Below are 18634 nucleotides of genomic sequence, written 5' to 3'. Positions count from 1 at the left end.
CCGGCTGCTGCCGACCCCGCGAGCGAGGCTTCGGTCATGCGGCCTCGGTCTCCCAACGGGGCTCGGCGGCGGGCCGGGAGCGCAGGATCCCGGCGGTGCAGGCGGCGAGGACGCAGAACGCCACGGGCAGAAAGAAGGTGAGGTTGAGCGGGACGACGTGGGTGAGCGGCCCGATGACGGCGGGCCCGGCGAGCATGCCGAGGTAGCCGAGGCCCGCGACACGGGAGACGTTGGCTCCCGCGGCGTCCTGATCCGCGTGGCCCGCGGCGCTGAAGAGCTGAGGGATGCAGCCGGAGAGGCCGATGCCGAACAGGGTCCAGCCGATCAGGGCCAGCGGTATCCAGGGGGAGAGCGCCGCCACCGTCATGCCGACGGCTGCCGCCGACGCACCGTGCCGGAGTACGGCCACCGAACCGTGGCGCGCGGCGACCCGGTCGGCGAGCAGGCGGCCGACGGTCATGGCCGTGGCGAAGGCGCCGTAGGCCAGGGCGGCGGTGGCGGCGGGGGCGTCGAGGGTGTCCCGCAGGTGCAGCACGCTCCAGTCGTTGGCGACGCCCTCGCAGAGCATGAGCATCAGGGCGAGCGCGGCCAGGATCCAGATCCGCCGGGGCGTCTCGCGCCTGACCGCCGGCTCGGTGGTGGCGGGCTGCCCGCTGGGGCGTGCCTCGGGCCGCAGCAGCGCGGGTGCGGCGAGCGCGGCCACGACGAGCCCGGTCAGCGCCACCACGCCGAGGGTCAGCGCCGGGCTCAGATCCCAGCTGAGGGTGCGGGCGCCGACCAGCGCGGCCAGGACACCGCCGATGGAGAAGGTCGCGTGGAAGGCGGACATGACGGGCCGTTCGTAGCCGCGCTCGACCTGGACGGCATGGGCGTTCATGCTGACGTCCAGACAGCCGTTGCCGAAGCCGAGCACCAGCAGGGCGGCGCCCAGTGTCCAGGTGCTCGACGCCAGGCCCGGCAGGACGACCGCCGCGCTGCACAGCGCCGCGCTGACCGGTACGACGGTGCGGGCGCCGAAGCGGTCGGTGAGCGGGCCGACCAATTGCATGCCGGTGAAGGCTCCGGCGCCCAGGAGCAGCAAGAGCCAGCCGAGCACGGCATGGCTGATGCCGGCGCGGTCCTCCACGGCCGGGATGTGGACGATCCACATCCCCATGAGGAAGCCGTTGAGGGTGAAGTAGACGAAGGTGGCCAGTCGGCCCAGACGCAGCGATCTTTCCATGTGAACGAACATAACGAACAAGGTCAGTGTTCGGAAGATTGCATGTCGCACATGAATCGTGTTCCATTGCGGCATGGCGAGCACAGACAGACTGAGGCGGATCACCGAAGCCGTACGCGAGGCGGGCCGCATGGGCGTCGCGGAGCTGGCGGATCTGACCGGCGCCTCGGAGATGACCATCCGTCGTGACCTGGAGAACCTCGCGGACCAAGGCGTCATCGAGCGCTATCGCGGCGGCGCGCGAAGCCTGCTGCTGCGCGGCGAGGAACCGCCCTTCGCACTCCGGGCCCAAGAGGGCCTGGAGGCCAAGCGGCGCATCGCCGCCGAGGTCGCGGGTCTGATCGCGGACGGCGAATCCGTCGTCCTCGACAGCGGCACCACCTGCCTGGAGGTGGCCCGCGCGCTCGACGACCGCCGCCTCACCGTGATGCCGCTGTCGCTGCACGCGGTGAACGCACTGACCGGAGCACCCAGGCTCACGCTCCTGGTCCCCGGCGGCCGACCGCGCCCCGGTGAACTGGCCCTGACCGGCCCCCTGACCGAGGCGTCGCTGGCCGCCCTGCGCTTCGACACCGCCGTCATCGGCTGCTGCGGCCTGAACACGGCACACGGCCTGACCGCCTACGACCTGGACGACGCCGCGGTCAAACGTGCCGCGATCGCCTCGGCCCGCCGCGTCATCGCCGTCGCCGAGGCACCCAAGCTCTCCCGCACGGCCCTCGCCTTCGTCGCCCCCGCCACGGCCCTGCACGCCGTCGTCACCGACGAGGACGCGGAGCAGGACGCGACCGACGCGCTGGCCGCCGCGGGCGTCACCGTTCGAAGGGTCTGACCCCCGTGTCCATACTCCCCGCCACGCCTGACGTCCTCCTCTTCGACCTGTTCGGCGTCATCGCGCGCCACCAGTCCGCCGAAGGCAAGGACCGCCTCGTCCGCACGGCCGCGATTCCCGCCCCGGAGTTCTGGGACGCGTACTGGACGCTCAGACAGCCGTACGACCAGGGCGAGTTGACCGGAGCAGCCTACTGGGGGCAAGTGGCTGATTCCCTCGCCACCCGCTTCGACGAGCGCAGGATCGCGGAGCTCATCGAGGCCGACGTGGCGAGCTGGAGCGCGGTGGACGAGGCCATGGTCGCCCTGATCGAAGAGCTCGCGGCAGCCGGCCGAGGCATCGCGCTCCTTTCCAACATCCCCGAGGACTTGGCCACTTACTACGAGAAGGAGCACCGCTGGCTCAAGCACTTCCCCCTTCGCGCCTTCTCGTGCCGGATCGGCCACGCCAAACCGGACCCGGGAGCCTACGCATGGTGCCTGAACGCCCTTGGCGCCGCGCCGGATCGCGTCCTGTTCGTCGACGACCGCGAGGACAACATCCGCGCCGCCATGGCCATGGGCATGCGGGGCCACCTCTTCACCACGCCTGAACGGCTGCGGCACGCGCTCTGAAGTGACGGACGTGCCCGACTGGCCAGAACCCGGTGGGTTGTTCGGATAAACCTCGCGCCGAACAAGATCACTGTTTCGAGTGCTGCCGACGGCCTTATCGGGCACGGCGGGCGCAACGGCCGTTAAATGGTCTGCGGATCTGGACGAAATCTTTGTGATTACGCCTCTGCTTCCACTTTCGCCGGTTGGCACGTCTATGCCGGTTACGACCCCCGCGAAGGAGAGCCCGCCCGATGACCGTTGAGACCGGCCCGGAAGCACGGCTGGAGCCGCCCCGGCAGACCAGCCTGGGCACCGCGGCAGCCAGGAACCTCGCCAACACGACCAAGTCCGCCCCGCAGATGCAGGAGATCACCTCTCGCTGGCTGCTGCGGATGCTCCCCTGGGTGGAGACCAAGGGCGGCGCCTATCGAGTGAACCGCCGCCTGAGTTACACCGTCGGAGACGGGCGCATCGAGTTCGTCCAGGACGGCGGCGACGTCCGCGTGATCCCCCGGGAACTGGGCGAACTGGCCCTGCTGCGCGGCTTCGACGACGTGGAGGTGCTGACCGCGATCGCCGGCCGGTGCGTCCAGCGCGACTTCCGTGCCGGAGAGGTCCTCGTCGAGCGCGGCACCCCCGCCGGGGAGCTCCACCTGATCGCCCACGGCAGGATCAGCCAGAAGTCCGTGGGCAAGTACGGGGACGAGGTAGCCGTCGCCGTACTCGCCGACGGCGACCGGTTCGGGGAGAACGCCCTTCTGGACACCGATGCCAGCTGGGACTCCACCGCGACCGCCGAGACCGCCGGCACCCTGCTCACCCTCTCCCGCGCCGACTTCGCCACCGTGCTGTCCACCGCGCCGAGCCTGCGGGAGCACCTGGACGCGTTCAGCAGAATCCCGCAGCAGCGCCAGAACAAGCACGGCGAGGCCGAGATCGCGATGTCGGCCGGCCACACCGGAGAGGTCGCCCTGCCCGGCGCCTTCGTCGACTACGAACTCAAGCCGCGTGAGTACGAACTCTCCGCCGCCCAGACCATCCTGCGGATCCACACCCGGGTCACCGACCTCTACAACGGCCCGATGAACCAGATGGAGGAGCAACTCCGGCTCACCATCGAGGCGTTGCGCGAACGCCAGGAGCACGAGCTCATCAACAACCGCGAGTTCGGTCTCCTGCACAACGCCGACTTCAAGCAGCGGATCCAGCCCCACTCCGGCCCGCCGACCCCGGACGACCTCGACGAGCTGCTCTGCCGCCGCCGCGGCACCAGGCTCCTCCTGGCCCACCCCAGGACGATCGCGGCGATCGGGCGCGAGCTCAACTCCCGCGGGATCTACCCCGATCACGTCGACCTCGGCGGCCAGCAGGTCCCGGCCTGGCGCGGGGTCCCGATCCTGCCCTGCAACAAGATCCCCATCACGAAGGAACAGACGAGCTCGATCCTGGCCATGCGCGTCGGCGAGGACAACCAAGGCGTCGTCGGTCTGCATCAGACCGGCCTGCCGGACGAGTACGAGCCGGGCCTGTCGGTGCGCTTCATGGGCATCAGCGAGCAGGCCATCACCTCGTACCTGGTCAGCACCTACTACTCCGCCGCCATCCTGGTGCCGAACGCCCTCGGCGTGCTGGAGAACGTGCAGATCGCCCGCAGGTCCTAGCGGAACCGCGGCACGGCCACGACAGCCCGGAACTCCCCGGGCCGGGCCCCCACGCCCTGATCCGGGAAAGCCCACTCATCTCATCAAGGAGCCACGGATGCCCGAACCCGGGTCTTCCCCTCTGCTGCCGAGCCCACCCGCCGTCGTGGCCCGCCTCGGGGCCCCTGCCACCCCGGCAGCCGACGAGGTGCGACAGGCGAGCCCGGCGCTGGAACGCATCCTGCGCGGCCCCAGCGGTCTGGGCACGGCGGGCCTGCACCTGGGCCGGCGCGAGGAGCCGCCGACTCCTCCGGAGAGCGAGGCGCCGGCGGAGAGACTGCAGATCCCCGGCCTCTACTACCACCCGGTGGCGGAGCCGGACCCGGCGCGGGTGGAGGAGGTCAGCCGCAGGATCAAGGACTGGGCGGTGGAGGAGGTCGGGCTGTACCCCGAGGAGTGGGAGGGCCAGTTCGACGGCTTCTCCGTCGGGCGCTACATGGTCGCCTGCCACCCGGACGCCCCGACCATCGAGCACCTGATGGTCGCCACCCGGCTCATGGTCGCCGAGAACGCCGTCGACGACTGCTACTGCGAGGACCACGGCGGCTCACCCATCGGCCTGGGAGGACGCCTTCTTCTGGCACACACGGCACTCGACCCCCTCCACGCCCCGAAGGAGTACCAACCGCAGTGGGCGCAGTCGCTGCACGCGGACGCCCCGCGGCGCGCCTACCGCTCCGCGATGGAGTACTTCGTCCAGCAGGCCACCCCCTCCCAGGCCGACCGCTTCCGGCACGACATGGCACGACTGCACCTGGGGTATCTCGCGGAGGGCGCCTGGGCCCAGACGGACCACACCCCCGAGGTGTGGGAGTACCTCGCGATGCGGCAGTTCAACAACTTTCGCCCGTGCCCCGCCATCACCGACACCGTCGGGGGCTATGAACTGCCGGCGGATCTGCACGCCCGGCCCGACGTGCAGCGGGTCCTGGCGCTCGCCGGAAATGCCAGCACCATCGTCAACGACCTGTACTCGTACACCAAGGAACTCGCCAGTCCGGGGCGGCACTTGAACCTGCCCGTGGTGATCGCCGATCGCGAGGACGTCTCCGACCAGGAGGGCTACCTCAAGGCGGTCGAGGTCCACAACGACCTCATGCGCGACTTCGAGGCCGAGGCCGCCGCCGTGGCCGCGGCCTGCCCCGTGCCCAGCGTGCTGCGCTTCCTGCGGGGCGTGGCCGTGTGGGTCGACGGCAACCACTACTGGCACCAGACCAACACCTACCGCTACAGCCTGCCCGATTTCTGGTAAGGACGGAATCATCTGTGACCAGCACTGAAATCTCCACCGTCAGCGGTGCCTCCGCGTTCGTCCCCGCCCCGGCGACGCCCTACCAAGACGACATCGCGCGCTACTGGAACAACGAGGCGCGGCCGGTGAACCTGCGCCTCGGTGACGTCGACGGGCTCTACCACCACCACTACGGAATCGGTGACATCGACCACGAGGCCCTGGGGGACGCCGACGACAGCGAGCACGAGAAGCGGCTGATCGCCGAGCTCCACCGCCTGGAGTCGGCGCAGGCCGAAGTGCTCCTGGACAACCTCGGCTCCCCAGGGGCCGACGGCACCCTCGTGGACGCCGGCTGCGGCCGGGGCGGTTCGATGGTGATGGCCCACCAGCGCTTCGGCTGCAAGGTCGAGGGCGTCACCCTGTCGGCCAAACAGGCCGACTTCGCCAATCAGCGCGCCGAGGAACTGCGGATCCAGGACCACGTGCGCGCCCGCGTGTGCAACATGCTCGACATGCCCTTCGAGTCCGGCCAGGCCGCGGGCTCGTGGAACAACGAGTCGAGCATGTACGTCGACCTGCACGACCTGTTCGCCGAGCACTCACGGGTCCTTGAGGTCGGCGGCCGCTACGTGACCATCACCGGCTGCTGGAACCCGCGGTACGGCCAGCCCTCGAAGTGGGTCTCCCAGATCAACGCGCACTTCGAGTGCAACATCCACTCCCGCCGCGAGTATCTGCGCGCCATGGCCGACAACCGTCTCGTGCCGCAGGCCGTCATCGACCTGACGCCCGAGACCCTGCCCTACTGGGAGTTGCGGGCCACGTCCTCACTGGTCACCGGCATCGAGGAGGCGTTCATCAACTCGTACAAGGACGGCTCGTTCCAGTACGTCCTGATCGCGGCCGACCGCGTCTGACCATCCGCAGGCAAAGGGCCGGGTCCGCCATCGGGGCGGACCCGGCCCCCGCGGCGTATCAACTGTGGCCGTGTGGCGCCCTGTTGCGTGCCGCTCCAGTTCGCCTACAGTGCGTGACGGCCGCCCCGCCCGAGATGACGGCCTACAGCAGCCGACCAGGAGCAGCCCTGTGGCCACCCGCCGCGTCCCCGAGCTCGACCCCGCCCTCGTCGCCCAGTGGCAGACCGGGGGAGGCGAACTCGTCGATCTCCTCACCCGGGCGCGCGAACAGCTCGGCGGGGTCGCCGCGTTCAGGCTGGGGCCGCACCCGACCGTCCTTGTCACCGACCCGGATGCCGTACAGCACGTGCTCGCGCTGCGACCCGGCCGGTACGTGAAGCGCTCACACCGGGCCCGCCTGCTGATCGGCGACGGAGTCCTGGCGGCGACGGGCGAGGCGTGGCAGCGTCAACGGCAGCTGCTGCAAGCGCAGTTCACCGGGCGGGGCATGCGCCGCTTCGAGCAGCGGATCACCGGCTCCGCGCGCACCGCTGCGGCGCGCTGGGCCGGATACGCCCGCACCGGCGAGGTCTTCGACGTGGGCGACGAGATGCGCCGCTTCGCCCTCGACACCATCTGGCGTTCCCTGACCGGGCACCCCCTCGACCCGGCGACGGAGCGTGACCTGGCCGCCGTACCCGCCGTGGTGGCCGCCCTGCCCAGCCTGCCCGCCGACAGTGCCGCGGCCCACCACGCGGTCGCCGCCGAGCTGGCCCGCATCGACGCCGTGGCGAGCCGCGCCATCGCCGCCGCACGCGACGGCGCGCCGGGGCCCGACGGCCCTGGGCTGCTGCACGTCCTGTTGGAAGCGTCCGCGACGCGCCCCGAGTACGGCGACGGACTGATCCGCGACGAACTCGTCACCCTCCTTGTCGCCGGGCACGAGACCACGGCCACGACCCTGACCTGGCTCTACCTCCTCCTGGACAGCAACCTGGAGGCGCGGGAACAGGCCCTCGCCGCGGGCGCCGAGGGCTCGCCCGAGCGGCGCCAGGCCATCCAGGCACTGGTCCATGAAGCTCTGCGGTTCTACCCGTCCGCCTGGATACTGCCGCGCAGCGCCGCACAGGACGACACCCTCGCCGGGTACGAGATCGACGCCGGCGCCGACGTACTGGTCTGCCCCTACCTCACGCACCGGGACCCCGAACTCTGGGCAGACCCGGACCGGTTCGACCCGACGCGCTTCACGGCCCCGGGGCGACGCCCCACCCACCCGGGAAGCTACTTCCCGTTCGGCATCGGCCCCCGTGCCTGCCTGGGCCTGCAGTTCGCCCTCCGCGAGTCGACCGCGCTCCTGGAACTCCTGCTACCGGCCCACACCCCGAGCTTCCGCTCCACCCCGAAGGGAGCAGTCCACAGCATCACCGTCCGCCCCGACGGCCCGACACCGGCGGTGCTGCGCGGCTAGAGGGCTGAGGCGACCTGCCGGTAGTGGTCGAACTGCGTCACCCCGCCGTAGCCATAGCCCTCGGGATGCAGTTCGTGCAGGGCGACGCCGCAGCGGGTGAGCGGTCCCAGGGCGGTGACCAGGAGTCGATGGGACCCGGCGATGAAAGCCGCCTTCTGGGCGGCGCTGTTGGTGCCCAGGGTGATGCTGACCTCGACATGCGCGTCGAGCGCGCCGGCCAGGGGTGTGCCGTCGACGAAGTACCGGGCGGCAGGGACCAGGTCGATGTGGACGATCGTGCGCGCACGGGACTTGTCCAGGGCCGAGACCGCGAGGCCGGTGAGTCCCTCTGCCAGCGCGCGCTGAGTTGTGGCGGGAAGGTCGGCGTCAGTGATGGTGACACGGATGTGCGGCATGGCTCTCCTCGGCGGCTCGGTGGATGCCGTCCGGAATCGGCGGCACGGAGCAAGCCTCGCCAACCTGGGACGATGGAGCCAACGCACCGAAGTCATAGCTCTATGAGGCCGCCGCATGACCGTGAATCTTCCCCAGCTGAGAGCCTTCCTTGCCGTGGTCGAAGCGGGCGGATTCAGCGCGGCCGCCGACGAGTTGGGCATGAGCCAGTCAGCCGTCTCGCACGCCGTCGCCTCCCTCGAACGCGAGCTGACGGCTCCGCTGCTGGTCCGCGCCGCGCCCGTGCGGACCACGGCGTTGGGCGAGCGGATCCTGCCGCATGCCCGCACCGCTTTGTCGGCGGCTCGCTCCGTTGAGCAGGTCGCGGCCGATGCCGCCAAGACGATGACCGGCACCGTGCGGCTGGCCTGTTCGCCGACGGTCTGCCGGGGGCTGATCCCGGGGCTGCTGCGGTACTGGGCCGATGACCAGCCCCGGGTGACGGTCAAGGCTTTCGAGGGTGACAGCGGAGAAGTGAGCACCTGGCTGGCGGACGGCGTGGCCGACGCGGCCATCCTCATCGATCCGCCACCCGGGCCGGGCATTCGCCTGGCCGAGGACCACTACCGTGCCGTACTGCCCCGGGATCACCCCCTGGCGGGCGAACCGCGTGTGGGCATAGGGGACTTGGCGGACGACCGGTTCCTGATCTCGCCCGACCACTGCGAGGCCCGCATCCGCACCCTCCACACCCAGGCCGGGCTGCCCTTCACGCCCACCCACCGGGCGCGCGACCTCACGACGCTGATCAGCATGGTGCAGGCGGGCGTCGGTGTGACGATCCTGTCCGAGGTCTCCCGCTCCCTGCTCCCCGCCGATCTGGCCCTGCTGCCGCTCAGGCCCGCGGTGTCCCGGCACCTCGTGCTGACCGGGCCCCGTGCCCGCCCCTGGCACCCGGCGGTTCGCACGCTGGCGGAGTCAGCCGCCGCCCACCTGGCGCGGTCTCACTTCTGAGCGCTCTCCATGTCGTCGTGGTGGTGGCGCAACCTGATGCTGACCATGCCCGCGGTGAGCAGCACGCTGCCTGCCGCGGTCAGCGGTATGGATACCACCAGAGCCGCCAGCGGCTGGGGCCAGCCGCGGTCGGATGCGCATTGCAACGCGTCCGTGTGGGCGTCACCGGAGTCCTCGTAGTAGAGGTCCCTGGGTTCGGTGTTGACCGGGGCGGGGCAGTCCACGTCGTTGTACGTGGAGTCGTACGACGTGAAGAGCTGCCAGGCGGCGTAGAGCCAGAGGAGCAGGGCGCAGGCCAGCAGCCCGATTCCCCAGTTCTGCAGCCGGGTGGCCCGTGCCCGGAAGTTCTGTTCGACCGCCAGTGGGTGCACGTGCGTCTCCTCGATTCGTCCGGACAGAGAAAAGCCCCGGTCCCTGACGGGGGACCGGGGCTGTCGCGAGCGCTGGGCAGGCCTTGCACCTACATTTCCCCACAGGAAGCGGGGTGTCTTTCCTTGGACGACCAACGCGGGGCCCACCGGCCGGAGTTCCGGCCGCAGGCACAAGATCGACTGTAGCGCATGGGGTGGGCCCGACGCACATCGCGCCCGCGTCCCCCGGTGCTGCGGTCGGTCACTGCACCCCGTGCGGCCGGAACTGGATGCTGATGCGGCCACCGGCGGCCCGGGCCGACTTGGGGATGGCGTGTTCCCAAGTGCGCTGGCAGGAGCCGCCCATCACGATCAGATCGCCGTGCCCGAGCGGCCGCCGGACGACGTCACCACCGCCGCGCGGACGGAGCACCAGATCACGCGGCGCCCCCACGGAGAGGATGGCGACCATCGTGTCCTCGCGGGCCCCCCGGCCGATGCGGTCGCCGTGCCAGGCCACGCTGTCGCGTCCGTCGCGGTAGTGGCACAGGCCGGCTGTGGTGAAGGCCTCGCCGAGCTCGGCGGCGTAGTGCTCGGAGAGGGCTTGGCGGGCCTCGTCGAGCACGGCGTGGGGGAGTGGCTCGCCGGCGCGGTAGAAGGCGAGCAGGCGTGGGACGTCCACGACCCTCTCGTACATCTGGCGGCGCTCGGCCTTCCACGGGACGTCCGCCGCCAGCCGCTCGAACAGGACGTCGGCGCCGTTGAGCCAGCCCGGCAGGAGGTCTATCCACGCACCGTCACCGAGGACCGTCCGGCGGATTCCCGCCAGTGAGCCCAGGCGCACGTCGTCGCCCTGATCGAAGAGCGATGCCTGGAGTTGGTGCGTTGCCATGGTGCCAGTGTACCCACTGATTCGAACATGCGAGCTAATTCAGCGGGACCGTTCTCCCGTGACCAGGCGATAGATGATCAGGACGACCACGGAACCGAGGATGGCGGCGATCCAGGTCGACAGGTGGAAGAACCCGTTGATCGAGTGAACGCCGAAGATCACCTTCCCCAGCCAGCCGCCGAGCAGCCCGCCCACGATGCCGATCAGCATCGTCACCAGGCAGCCCCCCGGGTCCTTGCCGGGGGTGAGGGCCTTGGCGATGGCCCCTGCGATCAGACCGATCAGGATCCAGGCGATGATGCCCACGAGCATGGTCCTTTCTCTTGTGCACCTTGGTGTACGTGTCGCGGCAACTGCTGTGCCGTCTGATACTGGGACCAATGTCCATCCGCGGACATCGCACTCGGGACCAAGGTCATCAACCATGGGACAAAGGTCATTCCTCTGCCAGCCGACCGGGTGAAGGCAGCCCGGTCGACGCCTGGCCGCCGCCCGGACGCAGCCCGGTCAGCTCTGGAGATGTGAAGAGAGCGTTGCAGGCTCTCCATACCTTCGGGGCCGTGGGCATGTCAGTCAGGGGCAGGCGAGAAGAGAAGCCGCGAGGAGGACGCTGTCGATGCTAGTTGTCGCTCTTTTGCTCCTGCCGGTCATGGGACTTCTGATCATCGCCATGGACCGCATCGAGGACCGTCTGAACGAGGAACCGGTGCCGAGAACCGATCGGCGCGTACGCCACCTGCGCCTCGTTCACGGGCATGGCCACGCGGGGCGTCATCGAGCGCCCGCCGCCGAGCGTCACGGCGACGCGGCCTGAGCCCGGTCCGACGCACCACGAAGGGTGCCGCGCACGCTGTTCAGCAGCGTGCGCGGCACCCTTTTCCCGTCTGCGGCACCCGCGGGGGCTAGTGCGCCGTCTTCTCGGCGATCTTCTGGAATTCACCCAGGTCGTAGTTGGCCAGGGTGGAGTCGAGATTGGTGAGAGCGCCAAGGTGTTCGATGAAGCCCTTGGGGTCGTACTCGATCTGGAGCGTCACCCGGCTCGTGGTGTCACTCAGCCGGTGAAAGGTCACCACACCGGCGTGATCCACACCCTCGACGGTGTGCCAGGCGATCCGCTTCTCGGGCACCACTTCGGTGAGCTCGGCCACGAAGTTCTTCTCCGCGCCGGGGAGCTCCAGCTGCCACGCGAAGCGTCGCTCGTCCATCGGCTCGACCAGCCGTACATGGCTGAGGAAGGAGGGCCAGCGGGCCACGTCGCTCCACAGCTGCCAGGCGACGGAAACCGGCGCCCGGACATCGACGGACTCGAGCAGGGACGCGGACATTACGTACCTCTTTCTGAACGGGAATGGCTACGGGGCGCGCCCGGCACCGGACTGCGCGGGCGTCACGCCTTCTGGCCGGACGCGGCAAGCTTCTGCAGGTCGACGGTCTCGCCGGGCGCGGGCGCCTCAGGGCTGACCGGCTTGCCGTAGTCACTGAAGGTGGCGGTGTTGGGTTCCTTGCCGCCCGTCGACGTGGAGCGCAGGATGTACGGCTTGCCCTCGGTGGCCACGTACAGGGTGAGGGTCTCGCCGCCGGACGTCTTCTTCGTCAGTTTGATCGTCTCGGTTCCGTCGACGTCCGCCGTCGAACCCTTCTTCATGCCCTTGCGTTCCGACTTGTTCTTGTCCATGGAGGCCATGAGCGCCTTCTTGTCGCACAGGCTCTTCGTCGTCTGGTCGTCGGCCGGTGCCTTCACCCACTTGTCGGCAATCTTCGGCACGATCTTGTCGCCGCCGGCCTGACCCTTCAGGGCGGTCTGCCAGTACTTCTCGTCGCCCCGCAGGTAGAACGTCCCCTTGGTGTTGCGTACGTCCGCCGATGTGCCGTCCGCCTCGATGCTGCCGTCACAGTTCTTGTTGTTGTCGACGGACAGATCGACGGTCATCTTGGAACCCGCCGACTGCTGCACGGTTCCCTTCATGTGCATCGAGTCGGCCTGCTCGGTGGCCTTGACCGCGTCAGCCGCGATCTGGTCGGCGCTCTTGCCCGCGAACGGCTTGTCACCCGATTTCGAGTCCGAGTCGTCGCCGCCACATCCGGCCAGGGCCACCAGTGCCGCCCCGGTGACCACGGCCGCCATCTTTCTGCTGCCCTTCACCACGTCTGCTCCCTCCCTGGGACGCGCCCGCGTCCCGTGCTCCGTCCCGCGGCCGTCGGGGCCGCGGAACACCCGGATACCCCATTGCCCGGAGAGATCACCGGAAGGTCGATCTCCACTTTCGGCGGGGCGCGAGCGCCGCGCGCCCGGGGCTCGTGGCGCTTATGGTGACCGTGCGGCATACGGAGACAGCCATGACCTCAGCCAAGAAGTCACACTTCGATCCGGAACAGTTCCTGCACCTGACCGGCATGGGCAGTTTCGACTGGGACCTGGACAGCGGTGAGCTCGGACTCGACGCCGGTGCGCTCATGCTGCTCGACCTGCGGCCCGACGAGTTCCACGGCGCGGTGACTTCCCTGCGCGGACGCGTGCCTCCCGAGGAGATGGTGCGGATCACCTTCGCCGTCACGGAGGCGACCGCCGCGGGAGAGGACCTCTACGGTGTCTACTTCCGCATCCGCCGCCGCGACGGTTCCCTGCACCTCAGTCACGCCCGTGGACGCATCCTGCGCAACGACGCGGGCCGGGCCGTGCGCGTCATCGGAGTCCTGCGTACGGCCGCGGACGACGGCTCCCAGCTCGCCGCCACCGATCCCAGGGAGGAGCGCAGGCAGGGCGTCGCCCTGATGGTGCAGGGCACCACGCAGGCCCTCTCCCGGGCCGTGACGGTCGACGACGTGGTGGCCGTGCTCTCCGGCGCGAGCGGCCTCGACCGGTTCGCCGCCGACGGCCTGGTCCTCGGTCTGGTCGACGGGGAGAACCTGAAGATGATCGCCCTGGTGGGCCAGACGATGCAGGCCCTCGACGAGCTCAAGCTGCACAAGGTCGACGAATCGCTGCCGCTGGCGGAGGCCGTCATGACGCGCCAGCCCCGCTTCGTGGGTTCCCTGCCCGACCTCGGTCGGCGCTTCACCCGCCTCAGGCCCTACATCGAGGACATGAAGCTCGACTCGGCGGCGTTCCTGCCCCTGGTGGCGCAGGACCGGGCCATCGGCGGCCTCGCCCTCTTCTACCGCGGCCGCAAGGACTTCACCGACGCGGACCGCAACCTCTGCATCGGTCTCTCCGGCATCGTCGCCCAGTCGTTGCAGCGGGCCATGCTGTTCGACGAGGAGAGGGACCTCGCCAAGAGCCTGCAGGCGACGATGTTGCCGCGCGGGATCCCCGACGTCCCGGACTGCGAGGTCGCCGTGCGCTATCACGCCGCCTGGGGCGGCCGCGACGTCGGAGGCGACTTCTACGACGTCATCACCCTGCCCCGCGGGCGTATCGGCGTGGTCGTCGGCGACGTACAGGGACACGACACCCACGCCGCGGCCATCATGGGGCAGCTCCGCATCGCCCTGCGGGCGTTCGCGGGTGAGGGGCACGCGCCCGCGACGGTGCTCTCGCGCGCCTCCCGCTTCCTGGCCGAACTGGACACCGAGCGCTTCGCCACGTGCACCTACGCCCAGTTCGACCCGACCACCGGCATCCTGCGCGCCGTGCGGGCCGGGCATCTGCCGCCTCTCGTGCGGCATGTCGACGGCCGGGTGGGCGTGCCACGGGTCCGTGGCGGACTGCCGCTGGGCCTGGCCACCGAGTTCGGTATGGAGGACTACCCCGAGGTACGGCTCGACCTGGTGCCCGGCGAGACGATGGTCCTGTGCACGGACGGGCTGGTGGAGGATGCCGGTCTCGATCTCGACACCGGGATCCAGAATCTCGCCGAGGTGCTGTCCTCCGGCCCCGAGGGCGCGGAGGATCTCGCGGACCACCTCTCCCGCGGACTGTGGAAGAGATGGGGCAGCAGCGACGACGTGGCGCTCCTGGTCCTGCGCCGGCTCCCCGACCCCGGGACGCTCCAGGAGCCGCGCATCCACCGGTACGTCCACCAGGCCGACCCGGAGGGGCTCGCCGACGCGCGTGCGGCGCTGCGGGAACACCTCGCGTCGTGGGGCCTTGGCGCGGTCGCGGACGACGTCGAGGTGGCGGCGGGTGAACTCCTCGTCAATGCCCTGGTCCACACCGACGGGGGCGCCATCCTCACCCTGGAGGTGCTCACGGGGCCGCCCCGCCGTGTCCGTCTCTGGGTGAAGGACCGCTCCAGCACCCGGCCCCACATGAGGTCTCCGGTGGAGACAGCGACCTCAGGCCGCGGCCTGCTCCTGGTGGAGGCGGTCGCCACGCGCTGGGGCATCGAGCCGCGGGGCGAGGGCAAGGCGGTCTGGTGCGACTTCGCGGTGCCGCCGAACTGATCGCATACAAAGGCCCGTCGGCCGCTGTCCCCCACGGGCAGCGGCCGACGGGCCGGCCTTGCGCAGTCGTTCAGGCCCGCTCGCTCAGGCCTTGTGTTGCATGCTGCTGCGAGCCGGGTTGGCCTGCTCGGCGGCCTTGGGGTCCTTTTCGCTCGCCTTGGCGCGCACACCCTGTTCGATGCGCTCACCGATCGACTTGTCGATGTTCGACCAGTACTCGAAGGCCCTGACCAGCACGGGCTCGGTCACGCCGTTGAGCAGGTGACCGACGACGTTGTCCACGAGGCGGTCGCGCTCTTCGTCGTTGAGGACCTCGCGCACCATCGTGCCCGGCTGGCCCCAGTCGTCGTCCTCGGCGTGGTCGACGTACGCGGCGCGGGTGATGTCACCGTCCGCGTACCAACTGGGCGGGGAGCCGTAGCGGGCCGTGTCGGCGGCCGGGCCGCCCTTGGAGTTCGGCGCGTAGACCGGGTCCACCGTGTTGCGGATGGCCATGGCACCGTCCTTGGAGTACGTGTGGACGGGCACGATCGGCTGGTTGACCGGCACCTGCTGGTAGTTGCCGCCGATGCGGTGACGGTGTGCGTCGGCGTAGGAGAACAGCCGCGCGAGGAGCATGCGGTCGGGGCTCGGGCCGATGCCGGGAACCAGGTTGTTCGGCTGGAAGGCCGCCTGCTCGATCTCGGCGTGGTTGTCCGTGGGGTTGCGGTCCAGCGTCATCTTGCCGACCTCGATCAGCGGGTAGTCGCCGTGCGGCCACACCTTGGTCAGGTCGAACGGGTTGAAGCGGTACGTCGCCGCGTCCTCGTACGGCATGACCTGGACGTACAGGGTCCAGCTCGGGTACTCCCCGTCACGGATGTGCTCGAAGAGATCACGGGTGTGGAAATCCGTGTCGGCCGCGGCCATCTGGTCGCCCTCGTGCTGCGTGAAGCACTCGACGCCCTGGTCGGTCTTGAAGTGGTACTTCACCCAGAACCGCTCGCCCTGTGCGTTGATCCACATGTAGGTGTGCGAGGTGTAGCCGTTCATGTGGCGCCAGGTGCGCGGGATGCCTCGGTCACCCATCAGCCAGGTGACCTGGTGGGCCGACTCGGGGGAGAGGGTCCAGAAGTCCCACTGCATGTCGTGGTCGCGCAGGTTGTTGTCCGCCCTGCGTTTCTGGGACCGGATGAAGTGCTGGAACTTCATCGGGTCCTTCACGAAGAAGACCGGGGTGTTGTTCCCGACCATGTCGTAGTTGCCCTCGGTGGTGTAGAACTTCACCGCGAATCCGCGCGGGTCACGCCAGGTGTCCGGGCTGCCGCGCTCGCCGGCGACGGTGGAGAAGCGGATCACCAGGTCCGTGCGGGTGCCGGGCTGGAAGAGGGCGGCCTTCGTGTAGGCGCTGACGTCTCCGGTGGTCTCGAAGAAGCCGAAGGCGCCGCTGCCCTTGGCGTGCGGCTGCCGCTCGGGAATCCGCTCGCGGTTGAACTGCGCCATCTGTTCGATCAGATAGGAGTCCTGCAGAAGGATCGGCCCACCGGCCCCGACGGTGAGCGAATGCTCATCGCTTTCGACCGGCGCGCCGGCGTCGTTGGTTGTCGCCTTACCTGTGACGTCGCTCATGAGGTACGAGTGCCTTTCGGTGGGTGAAGTTATCTGCGCCGCGACGGCCTGGGCCGGCAGCTGCGAAGGGCTGTGTGTCGAGGGCTGTCTTTGGCGTGGCGGATTCGGCGGCGTGCTGGCGTCGAGTCCATCTTGCGGCTTTTCTGCCGGTGTGGCCATTTGTTCGGGCCTGTGGATCTTTCACCGGACAGACTCCGAGTGCCCGACTTGGCGCAGCCAATACGTGGCGGGCCCCTCCATTTCCCGATGCGTGTCAGTGGCCGCCGGGGCTGGTGAGGTTCTCGCGGATCTTGGCGATGGCGAAGCCCCAGCCCTGCTGGATCGTCGGCTTGCCCGGCACGGCGATCTCCTCGGGGTTGGTGAGGACGTCCAGGAGGACAGGACCCGGCGTGGCGAAGGCCTTGCCGACCCCCTCGGCGAGGTCCTCGGGCCGGGTGACCCGAATGCCGGTGATGCCGAGGGCTTCGGCCACCGCGGCGAAGTCCGGGTTGTCGAGGTCGGTGCCGAACTCCGCGAGCCCCGCCTGCTCCTGCTCCAGCTTGACCATCCCGAGCCGCTGGTTGTCGAAGACGACGAGCTTCACCGGCAGCTGCCGGCTGCGGATGGTCATGAGGTCGCCCAAAAGCATCCCGAGACCGCCGTCACCACAGAAGGCGACGACCTGCCGCTCGGGGTCGAGAAGCTGCGCGCCGATTGCCTGCGGCATCGCGTTGGCCATCGACCCGAGGTTGTACGAGCCGAGCAGGCGGCGGGACCCGCGCATCTCCACGAAGCGCGAGAGCCACACGGTGGCCATGCCCGTGTCCGAGGTGAACACGGCGTCGTCGGCCGCCAGCGCGTCCACCGCCGCGGCCAGCGCTTCCGGGCGTACCAGGTGATCCCGGTTGTCGAGGGCCGAGCGCATCTTGCCGACGAGACCGTGGTCATGGCCGGGCGCGGCAAGGCGCTGCTGTCCCTCCTGCCACTTGGTGAACTTCTCCCGCGCCTCGTCCAGGTGCTTGCGCTCGGAGCGCCGGTCAAGACGCTGAAGCAGCCCGCGCACGGTGGGGCCGACGTCAGCGGCCAGGGCCACGTCGACCGGAACGCGCCGGCCGATGTGCTCGGCGACCCGGTCGACCTGCACGACCTTCTTGCCCTGGGGGTACCAGTCCCGGTACGGGAAGTCGGTGCCGAGCAGCAACAGGGTGTCGGCGTGGTCCATCGCGTGCGCGGCGGCCGGATTGCCGATCAGCCCGGTCTGGCCCACCTGGTAGGGGTTGTCGCCCTCGAAGCCCTCCTTGGCCTTGAGCGTGAGCACCATGGGCGCCGCCAGCCGCTCCGCGAGGGCCAGGACGTCCTCACGGGCACCGCGCGCCCCGCGGCCGACCAGCATGGTGACCTTGCCGCCGTCGGAGAGCGCGGAGGCCGCCTCGTCGAGGATCGGGTCGTCGGGCCGGTTGGCGGACTCCGCGACGGAGAGCCGGACCGGCCGGTCCGCGGGCAGCTCCAGGTCTCCGATGTCGCCGGGCACCGTCAGGACGGCCACACCGCGGCGCCCGATCGCGTTGCGCACGGCTATCTCCAGCAGGCCCGGCATCTGCTCGGGGGAGGTGACGGTGGCGCGGAAGACGGCGACGTCACGGAAGAGGAGGTCGTTGTCGACCTCCTGGAAGTAGTCGGTGCCGACCTCCGAGAGGGGCACCTGACCTGCGATGGCGAGGACCGGGGTGCCGCTCTTGGCGGCGTCGTAGAGACCGTTGAGCAGATGTACGGAGCCCGGGCCCACGGTGCCCATGCAGACCCCGAGGGTGTCGGTGAGCTGCGACTGGGCGCCTGCGGCGAAAGAGGCGGCCTCCTCGTGGCGGCAGCCCACCCATTCGACGGAGTCGCTGGCACGGATGGCGTCGGTGAAGGGGTTGAGGGCGTCCCCCACCACGCCGAAGACATGGCGCACCCCGAGTTCTTCCAGGGCGTCGATCGTCACGCGGGCAACAGTGCGGGACATCAGGTTTTCCTCTCGATACGACTTGTCAGGGGGTAGTGGCGTCGGCGGGCGGGTCCGGACGTTGCTCCGGCCATCCGTCC

General features: G+C 69.8%; 18 protein-coding genes. 9 read left to right on the top strand and 9 right to left on the bottom strand.

Annotated elements, in window-relative coordinates:
• Positions 1 to 34: 34 nt before the first annotated feature.
• Complete coding sequence (locus tag ACWD02_RS12060) at positions 35 to 1222, bottom strand: MFS transporter (protein WP_451208005.1); 1188 nt, start codon at positions 1220 to 1222, stop codon at positions 35 to 37.
• A 73-nt stretch (positions 1223 to 1295) separates the two neighbouring features.
• On the opposite strand from ACWD02_RS12060, the gene ACWD02_RS12055 reads away from it, so the two are divergent.
• The 6 genes from ACWD02_RS12055 (at position 1296) to ACWD02_RS12030 (ending at position 7951) form a co-directional block, all read left to right on the top strand.
• Complete coding sequence (locus tag ACWD02_RS12055; protein WP_451208002.1) at positions 1296 to 2054, top strand: DeoR/GlpR family DNA-binding transcription regulator; 759 nt, start codon at positions 1296 to 1298, stop codon at positions 2052 to 2054.
• 5 nt (positions 2055 to 2059) lie between these two features.
• A complete protein-coding gene (locus ACWD02_RS12050) occupies positions 2060 to 2668 on the top strand; it encodes an HAD family hydrolase (protein ID WP_451207999.1) in 609 nt (202 codons plus the stop codon).
• A 233-nt stretch (positions 2669 to 2901) separates the two neighbouring features.
• Positions 2902 to 4311, top strand: a complete 1410-nt coding sequence (locus ACWD02_RS12045; RefSeq protein WP_451207996.1) for a family 2B encapsulin nanocompartment shell protein — start codon at positions 2902 to 2904, stop codon at positions 4309 to 4311.
• Between the two features lie 97 nt (positions 4312 to 4408).
• The gene (locus tag ACWD02_RS12040; protein WP_451207993.1) at positions 4409 to 5602 is read left to right on the top strand and encodes a family 2 encapsulin nanocompartment cargo protein terpene cyclase; all 1194 of its coding nucleotides are present in this window, start codon (positions 4409 to 4411) and stop codon (positions 5600 to 5602) included.
• Between the two features lie 14 nt (positions 5603 to 5616).
• The gene (locus ACWD02_RS12035; protein ID WP_451207990.1) at positions 5617 to 6501 is read left to right on the top strand and encodes a geranyl diphosphate 2-C-methyltransferase; all 885 of its coding nucleotides are present in this window, start codon (positions 5617 to 5619) and stop codon (positions 6499 to 6501) included.
• Between the two features lie 169 nt (positions 6502 to 6670).
• Positions 6671 to 7951, top strand: coding sequence for a cytochrome P450 (locus ACWD02_RS12030; RefSeq protein WP_451207988.1), 1281 nt, complete (start codon positions 6671 to 6673; stop codon positions 7949 to 7951).
• Here ACWD02_RS12030 and ACWD02_RS12025 read toward each other — a convergent pair.
• Complete coding sequence (locus tag ACWD02_RS12025; protein ID WP_451207985.1) at positions 7948 to 8346, bottom strand: tautomerase family protein; 399 nt, start codon at positions 8344 to 8346, stop codon at positions 7948 to 7950. The genes ACWD02_RS12030 and ACWD02_RS12025 overlap by 4 nt on opposite strands.
• A 115-nt stretch (positions 8347 to 8461) precedes the next feature.
• Here ACWD02_RS12025 and ACWD02_RS12020 point away from each other — a divergent pair, with 115 nt between their 5' ends.
• The gene (locus ACWD02_RS12020; RefSeq protein ID WP_451207982.1) at positions 8462 to 9337 is read left to right on the top strand and encodes a LysR family transcriptional regulator; all 876 of its coding nucleotides are present in this window, start codon (positions 8462 to 8464) and stop codon (positions 9335 to 9337) included.
• Here the strand turns inward: ACWD02_RS12020 and ACWD02_RS12015 are convergent.
• The 3 genes from ACWD02_RS12015 to ACWD02_RS12005 all read right to left on the bottom strand — a co-directional run bounded on the left by ACWD02_RS12015 (position 9328) and on the right by ACWD02_RS12005 (position 10885).
• Positions 9328 to 9708, bottom strand: a complete 381-nt coding sequence (locus ACWD02_RS12015; RefSeq protein WP_451207979.1) for a hypothetical protein — start codon at positions 9706 to 9708, stop codon at positions 9328 to 9330. The genes ACWD02_RS12020 and ACWD02_RS12015 overlap by 10 nt on opposite strands.
• A gap of 241 nt (positions 9709 to 9949) precedes the next feature.
• Positions 9950 to 10579: an alpha-ketoglutarate-dependent dioxygenase AlkB gene (locus ACWD02_RS12010; protein WP_451207976.1), complete on the bottom strand. Its 630-nt coding sequence runs from the start codon at positions 10577 to 10579 to the stop codon at positions 9950 to 9952.
• 39 nt (positions 10580 to 10618) lie between these two features.
• On the bottom strand, positions 10619 to 10885 hold the full coding sequence (locus ACWD02_RS12005) for a GlsB/YeaQ/YmgE family stress response membrane protein (RefSeq protein ID WP_451209159.1): 267 nt from the start codon (positions 10883 to 10885) through the stop codon (positions 10619 to 10621).
• Positions 10886 to 11228: 343 nt separating this feature from the next.
• Between ACWD02_RS12005 and ACWD02_RS12000 the strand changes: the two genes are divergently transcribed.
• The gene (locus ACWD02_RS12000) at positions 11229 to 11393 is read left to right on the top strand and encodes a hypothetical protein (RefSeq protein ID WP_451207973.1); all 165 of its coding nucleotides are present in this window, start codon (positions 11229 to 11231) and stop codon (positions 11391 to 11393) included.
• Between the two features lie 88 nt (positions 11394 to 11481).
• Here ACWD02_RS12000 and ACWD02_RS11995 read toward each other — a convergent pair whose 3' ends face one another.
• Positions 11482 to 11904, bottom strand: a complete 423-nt coding sequence (locus tag ACWD02_RS11995; RefSeq protein WP_451207970.1) for an SRPBCC family protein — start codon at positions 11902 to 11904, stop codon at positions 11482 to 11484.
• A gap of 62 nt (positions 11905 to 11966) precedes the next feature.
• Positions 11967 to 12722 carry a hypothetical protein gene (locus tag ACWD02_RS11990; protein WP_451207967.1) on the bottom strand — a complete coding sequence of 252 codons (756 nt, stop codon included), beginning with the start codon at positions 12720 to 12722 and terminating at the stop codon, positions 11967 to 11969.
• A gap of 194 nt (positions 12723 to 12916) precedes the next feature.
• On the opposite strand from ACWD02_RS11990, the gene ACWD02_RS11985 reads away from it, so the two are divergent.
• Complete coding sequence (locus tag ACWD02_RS11985; protein WP_451207964.1) at positions 12917 to 14962, top strand: SpoIIE family protein phosphatase; 2046 nt, start codon at positions 12917 to 12919, stop codon at positions 14960 to 14962.
• An 84-nt stretch (positions 14963 to 15046) separates the two neighbouring features.
• On the opposite strand, the gene ACWD02_RS11980 is transcribed toward ACWD02_RS11985, so the two are convergent.
• Positions 15047 to 16570 (bottom strand): catalase, encoded by a 1524-nt coding sequence (locus tag ACWD02_RS11980; RefSeq protein WP_451207961.1) that lies wholly within the window; start codon positions 16568 to 16570, stop codon positions 15047 to 15049.
• Between the two features lie 253 nt (positions 16571 to 16823).
• Positions 16824 to 18554, bottom strand: coding sequence for a thiamine pyrophosphate-dependent enzyme (locus ACWD02_RS11975; protein WP_451207958.1), 1731 nt, complete (start codon positions 18552 to 18554; stop codon positions 16824 to 16826).
• Positions 18555 to 18634 lie beyond the last annotated feature (80 nt).

It is taken from the genome of Streptomyces sp. NPDC002853 (genome assembly GCF_053591915.1).
Note: the sequence above shows the minus strand (reverse complement) of the source record. Positions and strands in the feature narration are given on the sequence as shown.

Excerpts from the sequence above, each read along its gene's own strand:
- ACWD02_RS11995 (WP_451207970.1), bottom strand. The coding sequence starts at position 11,904 with ATGTCCGCGTCCCTGCTCGAGTCCGTCGATGTCCGGGCGCCGGTTTCC.
- ACWD02_RS12055 (WP_451208002.1), top strand. The coding sequence starts at position 1,296 with ATGGCGAGCACAGACAGACTGAGGCGGATCACCGAAGCCGTACGCGAG.
- ACWD02_RS12020 (WP_451207982.1), top strand. The coding sequence starts at position 8,462 with ATGACCGTGAATCTTCCCCAGCTGAGAGCCTTCCTTGCCGTGGTCGAA.
- ACWD02_RS11985 (WP_451207964.1), top strand. The coding sequence starts at position 12,917 with ATGACCTCAGCCAAGAAGTCACACTTCGATCCGGAACAGTTCCTGCAC.
- ACWD02_RS11980 (WP_451207961.1), bottom strand. The coding sequence starts at position 16,570 with ATGAGCGACGTCACAGGTAAGGCGACAACCAACGACGCCGGCGCGCCG.
- ACWD02_RS12040 (WP_451207993.1), top strand. The coding sequence starts at position 4,409 with ATGCCCGAACCCGGGTCTTCCCCTCTGCTGCCGAGCCCACCCGCCGTC.
- ACWD02_RS11975 (WP_451207958.1), bottom strand. The coding sequence starts at position 18,554 with ATGTCCCGCACTGTTGCCCGCGTGACGATCGACGCCCTGGAAGAACTC.
- ACWD02_RS12025 (WP_451207985.1), bottom strand. The coding sequence starts at position 8,346 with ATGCCGCACATCCGTGTCACCATCACTGACGCCGACCTTCCCGCCACA.
- ACWD02_RS12010 (WP_451207976.1), bottom strand. The coding sequence starts at position 10,579 with ATGGCAACGCACCAACTCCAGGCATCGCTCTTCGATCAGGGCGACGAC.
- ACWD02_RS12000 (WP_451207973.1), top strand. The coding sequence starts at position 11,229 with ATGGGACTTCTGATCATCGCCATGGACCGCATCGAGGACCGTCTGAAC.
- ACWD02_RS12060 (WP_451208005.1), bottom strand. The coding sequence starts at position 1,222 with ATGGAAAGATCGCTGCGTCTGGGCCGACTGGCCACCTTCGTCTACTTC.
- ACWD02_RS12045 (WP_451207996.1), top strand. The coding sequence starts at position 2,902 with ATGACCGTTGAGACCGGCCCGGAAGCACGGCTGGAGCCGCCCCGGCAG.